The following is a 12,651-nucleotide window of genomic DNA, read 5'->3' as shown; positions in this document are numbered from 1 at the left end:
TTTTTCAAAGGTCAGGCGTGGACGGCCAAACCGGGCTGCACAACGGGTTTGCGGCGCGTTGTGGAAAAGACAGGGTTCGGCATCGGCGGCTCTGCCGGGGTTGGCGGCGCAGTGTCCGCGCGGGCGGGCGTCAGCTTGCACGCGGCGCGACCGGCCAGTGAGGCCTGCGCCATGCGCGCGACCACGCGGGGTGCGACCCGCCCGTCCAGCACGCAGTGCAACGTGGTCACCGCGTCCGAGTACAAATCCGTGATCTCAGCCACATCGCGGGCCAGCAGTATCGTGACCAGCCGGGGATTGCGCCGTTCGGCCAGCGCGGTCAGGCTGACAATCCGCTCTGACCCGCAATCGGCGTCGATCACCAGCACATCGACCACCGCGCGGCGCAGACAGGTTTCGGCCACCGCGAAACTGCCGGACCCGGTGACATGGATGCCGGATTCCAGAAAGGCAATCTGGCTGCGTTCAAGGCGTATGGGATCAAGGTCGACAATCATCGCGTGCATGGGATTTCCTTTCCTACCGCTTGCGACCAACTTCCGCCAAGGCGCTTAAAATATGTTGAAGATTTGTCGAGAATGCCTCTGAGCCCGCTTGCACCCCGTCGCGATCCCGCGCCAGATAGCGCCATGGATCTTCACAGCCGCTTCATGACTGTCGCCGATCTGCGCCGCGCGGCGCGCAAGCGGGTCCCGCATTTTGCATGGTCGTATCTGGACACGGCCACCGGGACAGAAGCCACGGCGCGACGCAATCGCGATGCACTGGACGCGGTGCTGTTCACACCGTCGATTCTGGACGGTGAGGTGGTGCCGGACCTGTCGGTCAACCTGTTCGGCCAAACCCACCCCCTGCCCTTTGGCGTGGCCCCGGTGGGCCAATCCGGGTTGCTCTGGCCGGGGGCGGAACGGATGCTGGCGCGCGCCGCCACGCAGGCCGGTTTGCCCTATGCGTTGTCCACCGTAGCCAATGCGACACCAGAGGAGGTCGGCCCGGACACGCAGGGCAAGGGCTGGTTCCAGATGTATCCGCCGCGTGATCTGGAAATGCGCCGGGATCTGCTGGCGCGGGCGCGGGACAGCGGGTTTCATGTGCTGGTGCTGACGGTGGATGTGCCCGTTGCCTCACGCAGGGAACGGCAGGTGAAAGGCGGTCTGGTGCAACCGCCGCGCCTGACCCCGCGCATCGCGCTGCAATGCGCGTTGCGTCCGGCGTGGTCACTGGCGCGGCTGCGCGCCGGGATGCCCCGGATGAAAACGCTGGACCGGTATTCGCAGGATACGGCCAGCCGCGACCCGACCGCCCACATCGGCTATCTGCTGCGCACGGCACCAGACTGGGACTATCTGCGCTGGTTGCGCGCGCATTGGGACGGACCGCTGGTGGTCAAGGGCGTGCTGCGCCCCGAGGACGCGGTGCGGATGCAGGCCGAAGGAGTCGATGCCATCTGGGTGTCGAATCACGGTGGGCGGCAGTTTGACGGTGCACGCGGGGCGGTGGACTATCTGCCCGGCGTGCGGGCGGCGACCACCCTGCCGGTGATTTTCGACAGCGGGATCGACGGCGGACTGGACATCTTGCGCGCCATTTCGCTGGGGGCGGATTTCGTGATGATGGGCCGGGCCTGGCACTATGCGGTCTGCGCATTGGGGGAACGCGGCCCCGCCCACCTGATCGATATCCTGCGGCGAGACCTGGTGGCCTGCATCGGGCAATTGGGCGTGTCGCACCCGAGCGATCTGCGCGGGATGTCGTTGACAGCCGCGCCTGCCGGCTCAGTCCCCGGATAGCGATCCGAGATCGCGAAAAGAGGCAAAGAAGGTGCGCACAAAGATGGCGGCGCGTTTGTCCAGCCTCTCGATCCTTGCGAGATCCTGTTTGACCGCCTCAAAGGCCTTTGCCCCCAGATCGCCGTCCCCCAAGAGCGTGTCCGCCCGGGCAAAGGCCATGGTCCAGTTGGCAAACAACCGTTCGCTGACCTGCGCGGGCGGCAGGCTTTGGATGCCGCGATGCAGTGGGTTCGCTGCGATTCGCGCAAAGACGCGATCGACGGCCACATCCTCCCCCTCAAGCAATTGAAGGAACGTCCCGTCGTGGTACAAAAGCAGGCCGGTAACCCCGTCCAGCCTGTTATTGCGCCGCGCTACGGCAAGAATTTGCGCCAGTTCATCCGGTGTCACCAGCCGGACGGCGGAACTGAGATAGATCAGCCGTTTCACGTCACCCTCCCGAGTTTTGGCCCCGGAATGCAAGGCGTTCCAGCGCGATAACGCTAGGGACATTTGCTGAAGACAAGCTTTCGAAACCCGGCGTTGTCTCAAATTTCAGGCATCCTTTGGGCGCGCCCCCTACTGGAGTTTGCAAACGCGACCGTGGCGACCGAATAATTTGCAAACCCCTCTTGCGCTGCGGCGCGGCACAGCCTCAAAGTAACAAAATTGCGCAAACGCGCGTCTGTGCCGAAAAGGGACCCCTGACTCATGGCTGATTTCGAAAAGATCCTGATTGCCAACCGGGGCGAGATCGCGATCCGCATCATGCGGGCGGCGAACGAGATGGGAAAGAAGACGGTCGCCGTCTTCGCCGAAGAGGACAAGCTGGGGCTGCACCGCTTCAAGGCGGATGAGGCGTACCGCATCGGCGAGGGGCTGGGCCCGGTTCAGGCCTATCTCTCGATCCCCGAGATCATCCGCGTCGCCAAGGCCTGTGGCGCGGACGCGATCCATCCCGGCTATGGGCTGCTGTCCGAGAACCCCGATTTCGTCGATGCCTGCGTCGAGGCGGGCATCACCTTTATCGGTCCCAAGGCCGAGACCATGCGCGCCCTTGGTGACAAGGCCAGCGCCCGCCGGGTGGCGGTTCAGGCCGGTGTGCCGGTGATCCCCGCAACCGAGGTGCTGGGCGACGATTTCGACGCCATCGCCAAGGAGGCCGAAGAGGTCGGCTATCCCCTGATGCTGAAGGCAAGCTGGGGTGGCGGTGGCCGGGGCATGCGTCCGATCGAAAGCGCCAAGGAACTGAAAGACAAGGTGCTGGAGGGCCGACGTGAGGCCGAAGCCGCCTTTGGCAATGGTGAGGGTTATCTGGAAAAGATGATCACCCGCGCCCGCCACGTCGAGGTGCAGATCCTTGGCGACAAACAGGGCAATATCTATCACTTGTATGAGCGCGACTGTTCCGTCCAGCGCCGCAACCAAAAGGTCGTGGAGCGCGCCCCGGCCCCCTATCTGTCCGAGGCCCAGCGCGAGGAAATCTGCGAGCTTGGCCGCAAGATCTGCGCCTTTGTGAACTACGAATGTGCCGGCACCGTCGAGTTCCTGATGGATATGGACACCGGCAAGTTCTACTTCATCGAGGTCAACCCGCGTGTGCAGGTGGAACATACCGTCACCGAAGAGGTGACCGGCATCGACATCGTGCAGGCCCAGATCCTGATCGCCGAGGGCAAATCGCTGGCCGAGGCCACCGGCAAAGCCTCGCAGTATGACGTGCGTCTGACCGGCCACGCCTTGCAGACCCGGATCACGACTGAGGACCCGTCCAACAACTTTATTCCCGACTACGGGCGCATCACGGCGTTCCGGTCCGCCACGGGCATGGGCATCCGTCTGGACGGCGGCACCGCCTATGCCGGCGGCGTCATCACGCGCTATTACGACTCGTTGCTGGTCAAGGTGACGGCCAAGGCGCAGACCCCGGAAAAAGCAATCAGCCGGATGGACCGCGCGCTGCGGGAGTTCCGTATCCGGGGCGTGACCACCAACATCGAGTTTGTGATCAACCTGCTGAAACACCCGGTCTTTCTGAACAATCAGTACACGACCAAATTCATCGACACGACGCCGGAACTGTTCGATTTCAAAAAGCGCCGGGACCGGGGCACCAAGGTGCTGACCTATATCGCCGACATCACGGTGAACGGTCACCCCGAGGTGCAGGGCCGCGCCATGCCGCACCCCGACCTGAAACCGGCGCGCGCGCCCAGAGTGCCGCTGGAGACGCCGCCCGCAGGCACCAAGACCCTGCTGGACGAAAAAGGCCCGCAGGCGGTGGCGGATTGGCTGTCGGCGCAAAAGCAGGTGCTGATCACCGACACCACCATGCGCGATGGCCACCAGTCGCTGCTGGCGACGCGGATGCGCAGCCATGACATGATCAAGGTCGCCCCCGCCTACGCCCACAAACTGCCGCAACTGTTCAGCGTGGAATGCTGGGGCGGGGCCACCTTTGACGTGGCCTACCGCTTTTTGCAGGAATGCCCGTGGCAACGCCTGCGCGACCTGCGCGCCGCGATGCCCAACCTGATGACCCAGATGCTGCTGCGCGGCGCCAACGGGGTGGGCTACACCAACTACCCCGACAACGTGGTGCAGTTCTTTGTCAAACAGGCGGCAGAGACTGGCGTCGATGTGTTCCGCGTGTTCGACAGCCTCAACTGGGTCGAGAACATGCGCGTCGCGATGGATGCGGTGCTGGAGAACAACAAGGTGCTGGAAGGCACGGTTTGCTACACCGGCGATATCCTTGACCCCGACCGCGCCAAGTATGACCTGAAATACTATGTCGCCATGGGCAAGGACCTGCGCGACGCGGGCGCGCATCTGCTGGGCCTCAAGGACATGGCCGGGCTGCTGAAACCCAACGCGGCGGCAATGCTGGTCAAGACGCTGAAAGAAGAGGTCGGCCTGCCGATCCACTTCCACACGCATGACACATCCGGCGCGGCCATCGCCACCATCATGGAGGCGGTGCGCGCAGGCGTGGATGCGGTCGATGCGGCGATGGACGCGTTGTCGGGCAACACCTCGCAGCCGACTCTGGGGTCGGTTGTCGAAGGCTTGCGGTTCACCGAGCGCGACACCGGGCTGGACATCGCCGCGATCCGCGAGATTTCCAACTACTGGGAGGCGGTGCGCGGTCAATACGCCGCCTTTGAATCAGGGATGCAGGCCCCTGCGTCCGAGGTGTATCTGCACGAGATGCCGGGCGGCCAGTTCACCAACCTCAAGGCACAGGCGCGCAGTCTTGGCCTTGAGGAACGCTGGCACGAGGTGGCGCAGACCTATGCCGACGTGAACCAGATGTTCGGCGATATCGTCAAGGTGACGCCCTCCTCCAAGGTGGTGGGGGACATGGCGCTGATGATGGTCAGTCAGGGCCTGAGCCGCGCCGATGTTGAAGACCCGAAACGGGACGTCAGCTTTCCCGACTCGGTCATCGACATGATGAAGGGCAACCTTGGCCAGCCTCCGGGCGGGTGGCCGAAGAAGATCCAGAAAAAGATCCTCAAGGACGAAAAAGGCTTTACCGAGCGTCCAGGGCTCAAGGCCGCGCCTGTTGACATCGATCAGGCGCGCAAGGATCTGGCCGCCAAGTTTGAGGATACCGTTTTTGATGACGAGGATCTGAACGGCTACCTGATGTATCCCAAGGTCTTTACCGACTACGCGGCACGTCATGAAACCTATGGGCCGGTGCGGGTTCTGCCGACGCGGACCTTCTTTTACGGCATGGAACCTGCCGAAGAGATCACCGCCGAGATCGACCCCGGCAAGACGCTGGAAATCCGCCTTCAGGCGGTAGGTGAGACGCAGGAAGATGGCGACGTAAAGGTGTTCTTCGAGCTGAACGGCCAGCCGCGCACCATCCGCGTGCCCAACCGCGATGCCAAGGCCAAGACCGTTGCCCGCCCCAAGGCGGAACTGGGCAACGCCAATCACATCGGCGCGCCGATGCCCGGGGTTGTGGCCACCGTGGCGGTCACTGTCGGGCAGGAGATCAAGGACGGCGATCTGCTGCTGACCATCGAGGCGATGAAGATGGAAACCGGCCTGCACGCCGAACGGGACGGCACCGTCAAGGCGGTGCATGTGACACCGGGCGCGCAGATCGACGCCAAGGACCTGCTGGTCGAACTGGAATGATACTTGCGGGCGGCCCCGGCATGAACCCGGGCCGCCCATCCCCGCTCAGGGGCCTCTTTCCTCAAATTTGACAGGGCGTTGCCGGGCGTGGCGCGGGCCGATATGATGCGGCTCGCTGCCATTCCAGAATCGGGAAGGATTCCCGGATGCTCATTCGTCGTGTCATAGCCGTGCTCTGCGCCTTGGGTGCCGTGGCGACATTGGCCGTTAGCGAACCTCTGACCGAGGAAGAAGAAGAGCTGCTGGCGCGCATCTACGACACCCCCGGCCCGGTCAATATCATCCCGCCGGACGCCCTGCCGCCCGGCCTGCTGCCGACGCTGCATGTGCGCAGCAGCGATCCGGCGATGAACCGCGCCTTCACGCAGGCGCGCGCGTCCTTGCCCGCCGCGCTGGCCGCCACCGAAAAGCGCAATGGCTGGTTCTCGCCCTCTCTGGCGCTGTACGTCGCGGTCTTTGTGAACGCACCCGGCCAGCCGATCGAATTTGTCTGGGTCGACACTATCCGCCGTGACGGCAAAGGCTATCGTGGCAAGCTGGCGGGCCATGCACGGTTCCTGAAGGACAACCGCCTGCGCACGCCGATCAGTTTTCTGAACCCGCAGATCGCCGATTGGGCGGTACAGGCTGAGGATGGCCGTTACTACGGGTACTTTACCACCCGCGCGCGCCTGCCCGATCTGGATGACCCGCTTGCCAGCGAGTTGCGCGCCCTGCTGGTTGGCAATCCTGTCCCCGCACTCTGGAAGTGACCCCATGCACCTTGCCCTGATTTCGATCCTCGTGCCCTCATACGAGGAAGGGCTGGCGTTTTTCGTCGGTCAACTGGGGTTCGAGGTGATTGAGAATAGCGACCACGGTAGCGGCAAGCGCTGGGTCCGCGTCGCTCCGCGCGGTGCGCAGACGCAATTCCTGCTGGCCCGAGCCGTGAACGAGCAGCGCGAATACATCGGACAGCAGGGCGGCGGGCGTGTCTGGCTGTTTCTGCAGACCGACGATTTCGCCCGCGACCACGCCGCGATGTGCGCCGCAGGCGTGTTATTTGCCGAGCCCCCCCGCCATGAGCCCTATGGCACCGTCGCCGTTTTTACCGATCCGTTCGGCAACCGCTGGGACCTGATAGAGCCGGCCAAGGCGGGCTGACGCGCGCGCCCTCGCCCGTTGCATCTAATCCGCTCACAAGGCGCATTTTCCTCTTGCCCCCCTCGGCGACAGAGGCTAAATCCCCGCTCACCATTTGGCACGCGGGCGTAGCTCAGGGGTAGAGCATAACCTTGCCAAGGTTAGGGTCGGGCGTTCGAATCGCCTCGCCCGCTCCAAATGGCCGGTCTTTCCGGACGGTTACCCACCGTCCTTACCCAAGGGACCGGGACGACAGGATGGATATGCGGGCGTAGCTCAGGGGTAGAGCATAACCTTGCCAAGGTTAGGGTCGGGCGTTCGAATCGCCTCGCCCGCTCCATCTGTCACTCTTCTCTCCGATTTACATGAATTCAGTTGGGCGATAGCGTTAAATTAAATTCAATGCCTGAAGGCGTTTTTTTTCAATGCACCGAATTTTCCTATCTCTGTTCCTTACTTGCGCCACTCCTTCAGTCGCCGCCCCTATGACCTTTGAACTGCAGGGCAATGGTGGCAATTGCAACGGCTGCGAATGGATTGCTGCAAGCGGCGAAATCACTGCTGACACACCGGACGCTTTCCGCGCCTTTCTCGCAGATCATGGACAGCTTTTCTTGTATCAAGCTATTACGTTCGACAGTCCCGGTGGTAATCTCGGTGCTGCGATCGAGCTCGGTCGACTACTACGCTCCGCCCGTGCATCGACGGCAATAGGTCGCAGCCACCCCATACCTGATCGTCCACGGTTCTACGAAGAAGTCGCAGGCGGACGATGTGAGTCCGCTTGCGTATTTGCCTTTCTTGGCGGAGAGGCCCGCTGGGTCTATGAGGAAAAGATGGGGATCCATCAGTTTTACACCCCTGACGAAAGCAATGTCCCGACTAGCGCTACGCAGCAGTTAATGGGACAACTCGTACTTTTCCTTATAGAGATGGGCATCTCACCCGAGTTGTTGACCCTCGCAAGCCGTGTTCCCGGCGACCGGATGCACTACCTGACCAAAGACGAGATTTCTCGGCTAGGAATTGCCACAACGACATCTGTTACCGACATGCGGATTGAGGTTGATCACGGCGGCCTCGCCCTTCGCTGGGAGGCGAGAAACAACGATGGCAGTGTCGACCGATACCAAGAACTGCGCTGCTCGCAACAGCATAATGCATGGTTATTGCGCATAGTTGACACCGGGATTGCTTGGCAGAATGTTGTGTTGAGCCCCGACAACGATAGCAATATGGCCATAGACGTCGCTGGCGACACCGTGCCAATGAGATGGAGTGACGTACTAGACATTGGACCGCAAGGGTCGGATTTCGGACTGACCGTGCGCCTGCCTCTGGACATTCGCGACGTGGCAGGACGAAACTTCTATTTCCGTACCACGGACGCCCGCAACTTCGAAATCGTCTTGTCGGCTAGAGCAACTCTTCCTGACCAAACCACGCTTAAACAGTTGACCCGCGCCTGCGGGGACTGAGCGCCACGGCATCCGCAAATCACGCCGCCGCCCCTTTGCCTGACCTGCGCCCGCCCCTATAAGGCGCGGACCACAGGGGAATACACCATGCGCACCGCCAAGATCACCCGCAAGACCGCCGAAACCGACATCAGTGTCGAATTGAACCTCGACGGCACTGGTATTTACGACAACAAAACCGGCGTTGGCTTTTTCGACCACATGCTGGACCAGCTCTCGCGCCACGCGCTGATCGACATGACGGTGCGCGCGACGGGCGATCTGCACATCGACGACCACCACACGGTCGAGGATGTTGGCATCGCCATCGGTCAGGCGCTGACGCAGGCGATGGGCGACAAGACGGGCATCGTGCGCTATGGGTCTTGCCATCTGGCGATGGATGACGCGCTGGTGCGCGCGGCGCTGGACCTGTCGGCGCGGCCGTTTCTGGTCTGGAACGTGACGATGCCGACGCAAAAGATCGGCACTTTCGACACAGAACTGGTGCGCGAGTTCTTTCAGGCGCTCAGCACCCATGGCGGCATCACCCTGCATGTCGACCAATTGCACGGGGTCAACAGTCACCACATCGCCGAGGCGGCGTTCAAGGCCGTCGCACGCGCCCTGCGCGACGCGCTGGAAACCGACCCGCGCAAGGCGGATGCGGTGCCCTCGACCAAAGGCGCGCTTTAGCCCGCCTTGACCCGCCCTGCCCTTTGCGCGACCAAACGCACGCCTTACCACGGGAGCCCGCGATGCTGACGGCAATCATCGACTACGAAAGCGGCAATCTGCATTCCGCCGAAAAGGCGTTCCAGAAGATGGCGCTTGAGACCGGAGCCGGAGAGGTGCGCGTCACCGACGACCCCGATGTCGTCGCCAATGCCGACCGTCTTGTGCTGCCCGGAGACGGTGCCTTTCCGGCCTGCGCCAGCGCCCTGCGCGCCTCGGGCTGTTTTCAGGCCATGGTCGAGGCGGTCGAGACCCGCGGCCGCCCGTTCCTTGGCATCTGCGTCGGCATGCAACTGATGGCGCGCATGGGCCACGAATACGCGGAAACACCCGGCCTTGGCTGGATCGACGGTGAGGTCGAGCGGATTGCCCCCACCGACACCTCTTTGAAAGTGCCGCATATGGGCTGGAACGATCTGGTGATCGACCGCGCGCACCCGGTGCTGGAGGGCATCGGGACCGGCGAACACGCCTATTTTGTGCATTCCTACCAGATGCGCGTGAGCGACCCGGGCCAGCGCGTGGCGCATGTCGACTATGGCGGCGATGTCACCGCCATTGTCGCTCATGACAACATGATCGGGTTTCAGTTCCACCCGGAAAAAAGCGCCACCGCGGGGCTGCGCATGATCGCCAATTTCCTGACCTGGCGGCCCTGACGCACAGGGCCAGAACCCGCGAACCCGATCCCGGTTTCTTCTCTGTCGAAATACCTAAATCCGGCGAGGCCGCGGGCTGAGCCGGTCATGCCAAACCCCTTTGGCATGACCGGCTCTGTTATTGCTCAGTTCACCCGGGTCCAGGTCTGTCCATCGCAGACCAGACCCTTGCAGCCGGTCACGCGCAGCGTGTTGCCCGAAAGCTTGGCCTTGGCGTTCGCCTTGACGTTCAGCAGCGGGACAAAGACCGTGCCGCCGTCATAGATCCCGGCGCTGGCGGGTTTGAGATCCCAGAACAACTGCTTGCCGACGTTGGCGGTTTTCACTTCCTTGCCCTGCGCGTCATAGGCCTTCATCACGGTTCCGCAGAGCGATGCGCCGCAAAGGGCGATCTGGACATGACTTGTCAGGTTCTTGCGGTCCGGTTCCGTCCGCCAGAGGCCAACCGCCGGATCGGCAAAAGCCGGGGCCGCCAAACTGACAAACACCAGAGGTGCGAGCAGGCGAAAGCGAGTCATGTCGTGCGTTCCTTTGCACTGGAGTGAAACTCGCTCGGATATGGCCCCGCCGGGGCCGATTTCCAGTGGTTGCAAGCCCGCCCCGGAAAATAATCCTGGGCGGGCCGAAGGGGTGTTTATTGCACCCGGCTCCATGTCTGGGCCGAACAGATCAGCCCGCCTGCCACGCAGCCGCGCAGCTTGAGGCTGTTGCCGTTCAGGGTCATCTTGCCGATGTAGATCTTGTTGTTCGACGGACGCCAGACGTTGCCCGCGTATTTGCCGCCACCGCTGGGTGCCATGTCGATCACAAGCTTCTTGCCCTTGTTTGCCGAATTGTATTCGCCCTGCGCATTGAAGGTGCGCGAGATCACTCCGCACAGCTTGGCGCCACAGGGGGCCATGGTGACATGCGCATAGCTGCCGTCGTCGGGCTGGGTCTTCCATACACCCTCGATCGGGTCGGCGGCGGCGGCCCCCGCGATCACGCTCAGCAGTGCTGCAATCCGTAAAATCTTCATCCCTGTCTCCTCCCAATGGACAGACCGGAGTGTGACGGCTCTGTGACGCGCCGATCAAGCATGACGCAAGGTCGGCTTGCGTCTGTCGTGGCGTCATAATAAGGCGCGGGAAAAGACTGTAAGGGCCAAAGACATGATCCTCTATCCCGCGATTGACCTGAAAGACGGCAAGGCCGTGCGCCTGCTGCGCGGCGACATGAACAAGGCCACCGTCTTTAACGACGATCCGGCGGCGCAGGCGCTGGAGTTTGTCGCCAAGGGCTGTGAGTGGCTGCATCTGGTGGATCTGAACGGCGCGTTTGCCGGAGCGCCGGTAAATGCCGCCGCTGTCGAAGCGATTTTGGAACAGTGCAAGACACCCACGCAACTGGGCGGCGGCATCCGCGACATGGCCACCATCGAGATGTGGCTGGGCAAAGGTCTGGCGCGCGTGATCCTTGGCACCGTGGCGGTCGAACGCCCCGAACTGGTGCGCGAGGCGGCCCGCGCCTTTCCCGGTCAGGTGGCCGTGGGCATCGACGCCAAGGATGGCCGCGTCGCGACCAAAGGCTGGGCCGAGGTGACACAGGTCGACGCCGTCGATCTGGCGCGCAGCTATGAGGACGCGGGCGTCGCCGCGATCATCTACACCGACATCAACCGCGACGGCGCGATGCAAGGCCCGAATGTCGAAGCGACGGCGGCGCTGGCCAATGCCGTGACCATCCCGGTCATCGCCTCGGGCGGGGTGTCGTCCATCGCCGACCTCAAGGCGCTGCGCAATTGCGGCGCGCCGCTGAACGGGGCCATTTCGGGCCGCGCGCTTTATGATGGCGCGATTGACCTCAAAGAGGCGCTGGACGCGCTCAAGGGCTGACCACGGACCCTCTGCCCCCTCGGGTCTGCGTGGGGTTCACACATTCCATCAGAGGTGAGACCGCAGGCCAAAGGGGCGTAGCCCCTTCCCAACCCGGCAGTTTCGCGCTACGCCGCTGCCATGCTGAAGACCCGTATCATCCCCTGCCTCGATGTCGCTGATGGCCGTGTGGTCAAGGGCGTCAATTTTGTCGATCTGCGCGACGCCGGTGATCCGGTGGACGCCGCCCGCGCCTATGACGCCGCCGGCGCGGATGAGATCTGTTTTCTCGACATCCACGCCACCCATGAAAACCGCGGCACCATGTTTGACGTGGTCACGCGCACCGCTGAGCAATGCTTTATCCCGCTGACCGTGGGTGGTGGCGTGCGCACGGTGGCCGATGTCCGCGCCTTGCTGCTCGCCGGTGCGGACAAGGTGTCATTCAACTCTGCCGCCGTCGCCAACCCGGACGTGGTGGCAGAGGCCGCCGACCAGTTCGGGAGCCAGTGCATCGTCTGCGCCATCGACGCCAAGACGGTGGAGCCGGGACGCTGGGAGATCTTTACCCACGGCGGGCGCAAGTCCACCGGCATCGACGCGGTGGAATTTGCACGCATGATCGCCGCCAAAGGCGCGGGTGAAATCCTGCTGACCTCGATGGACCGCGATGGCACCAAGGCGGGCTTTAACCTGCCGCTGACCCGCGCCATTGCCGACGCGGTGGACATACCCGTCATCGCCAGCGGCGGTGTCGGCACGCTGGATCACCTTGTCGAAGGCGTGACCGAAGGCCATGCCAGCGCCGTGCTTGCCGCCTCGATCTTTCACTTTGGCACCTTTACCGTGGGTGAGGCCAAGGCCCATATGGCCGCCGCCGGTATTCCGGTGCGGATATGAG

General features: G+C 63.0%; 13 protein-coding genes and 2 tRNA genes. 11 read left to right on the top strand and 4 right to left on the bottom strand.

The annotated features are described in order from the left end of the window. Positions 1-11 precede the first annotated feature (11 nt). Positions 12-506 carry a hypothetical protein gene (locus VOI21_RS18145; RefSeq protein WP_323771367.1) on the bottom strand — a complete coding sequence of 165 codons (495 nt, stop codon included), beginning with the start codon at positions 504-506 and terminating at the stop codon, positions 12-14. Between the two features lie 123 nt (positions 507-629). Between VOI21_RS18145 and VOI21_RS18140 the strand changes: the two genes are divergently transcribed. Further along, complete coding sequence (locus VOI21_RS18140; protein WP_323771366.1) at positions 630-1,790, top strand: alpha-hydroxy acid oxidase; 1,161 nt, start codon at positions 630-632, stop codon at positions 1,788-1,790. Here the strand turns inward: VOI21_RS18140 and VOI21_RS18135 are convergent. Continuing rightward, entirely contained in the window at positions 1,776-2,219 is a 444-nt protein-coding gene (locus tag VOI21_RS18135; RefSeq protein ID WP_323771365.1) for a BLUF domain-containing protein, read from the bottom strand. The genes VOI21_RS18140 and VOI21_RS18135 overlap by 15 nt on opposite strands. Positions 2,220-2,480: 261 nt before the next feature. On the opposite strand from VOI21_RS18135, the gene pyc reads away from it, so the two are divergent. From pyc to hisH, 8 genes are all read left to right on the top strand, one after another. After that, positions 2,481-5,924 carry a pyruvate carboxylase gene (pyc, locus tag VOI21_RS18130; protein WP_323771364.1) on the top strand — a complete coding sequence of 1,148 codons (3,444 nt, stop codon included), beginning with the start codon at positions 2,481-2,483 and terminating at the stop codon, positions 5,922-5,924. Between the two features lie 146 nt (positions 5,925-6,070). After that, the gene (locus tag VOI21_RS18125) at positions 6,071-6,676 is read left to right on the top strand and encodes a YegJ family protein (protein WP_323771363.1); all 606 of its coding nucleotides are present in this window, start codon (positions 6,071-6,073) and stop codon (positions 6,674-6,676) included. A 4-nt stretch (positions 6,677-6,680) separates the two neighbouring features. Next, entirely contained in the window at positions 6,681-7,067 is a 387-nt protein-coding gene (locus tag VOI21_RS18120) for a VOC family protein (RefSeq protein ID WP_323771362.1), read from the top strand. 101 nt (positions 7,068-7,168) lie between these two features. After that, positions 7,169-7,243 (top strand) — tRNA-Gly (locus VOI21_RS18115). Positions 7,244-7,311: 68 nt separating this feature from the next. Next, a tRNA-Gly gene (locus tag VOI21_RS18110) sits at positions 7,312-7,386 on the top strand. 145 nt (positions 7,387-7,531) lie between these two features. Beyond that, on the top strand, positions 7,532-8,524 hold the full coding sequence (locus VOI21_RS18105) for a hypothetical protein (RefSeq protein ID WP_323771361.1): 993 nt from the start codon (positions 7,532-7,534) through the stop codon (positions 8,522-8,524). Positions 8,525-8,611: 87 nt separating this feature from the next. Beyond that, on the top strand, positions 8,612-9,199 hold the full coding sequence (hisB, locus tag VOI21_RS18100) for an imidazoleglycerol-phosphate dehydratase HisB (protein ID WP_323771360.1): 588 nt from the start codon (positions 8,612-8,614) through the stop codon (positions 9,197-9,199). A gap of 62 nt (positions 9,200-9,261) precedes the next feature. Further along, positions 9,262-9,897 (top strand): imidazole glycerol phosphate synthase subunit HisH, encoded by a 636-nt coding sequence (gene hisH, locus VOI21_RS18095; RefSeq protein ID WP_323771359.1) that lies wholly within the window; start codon positions 9,262-9,264, stop codon positions 9,895-9,897. A 125-nt stretch (positions 9,898-10,022) separates the two neighbouring features. Here the strand turns inward: hisH and VOI21_RS18090 are convergent, their stop codons facing one another. Together VOI21_RS18090 and VOI21_RS18085 are read right to left on the bottom strand one after the other, a co-directional pair. Beyond that, positions 10,023-10,415: a DUF2147 domain-containing protein gene (locus VOI21_RS18090; RefSeq protein WP_323771358.1), complete on the bottom strand. Its 393-nt coding sequence runs from the start codon at positions 10,413-10,415 to the stop codon at positions 10,023-10,025. Between the two features lie 116 nt (positions 10,416-10,531). Beyond that, positions 10,532-10,915 (bottom strand): DUF2147 domain-containing protein, encoded by a 384-nt coding sequence (locus VOI21_RS18085; RefSeq protein ID WP_323771357.1) that lies wholly within the window; start codon positions 10,913-10,915, stop codon positions 10,532-10,534. Positions 10,916-11,048: 133 nt separating this feature from the next. On the opposite strand from VOI21_RS18085, the gene hisA reads away from it, so the two are divergent. Beyond that, positions 11,049-11,771, top strand: coding sequence for a 1-(5-phosphoribosyl)-5-[(5-phosphoribosylamino)methylideneamino]imidazole-4-carboxamide isomerase (gene hisA, locus VOI21_RS18080; protein ID WP_323771356.1), 723 nt, complete (start codon positions 11,049-11,051; stop codon positions 11,769-11,771). Positions 11,772-11,891: 120 nt separating this feature from the next. Then, positions 11,892-12,650: an imidazole glycerol phosphate synthase subunit HisF gene (gene hisF, locus VOI21_RS18075; protein ID WP_323771355.1), complete on the top strand. Its 759-nt coding sequence runs from the start codon at positions 11,892-11,894 to the stop codon at positions 12,648-12,650. Position 12,651: the final 1 nt, after the last annotated feature.

Origin of the sequence: Antarctobacter sp., from assembly GCF_034670325.1 — a bacterium.
Lineage (GTDB): Bacteria > Pseudomonadota > Alphaproteobacteria > Rhodobacterales > Rhodobacteraceae > Antarctobacter.
Note: the sequence above shows the minus strand (reverse complement) of the source record. Positions and strands in the feature narration are given on the sequence as shown.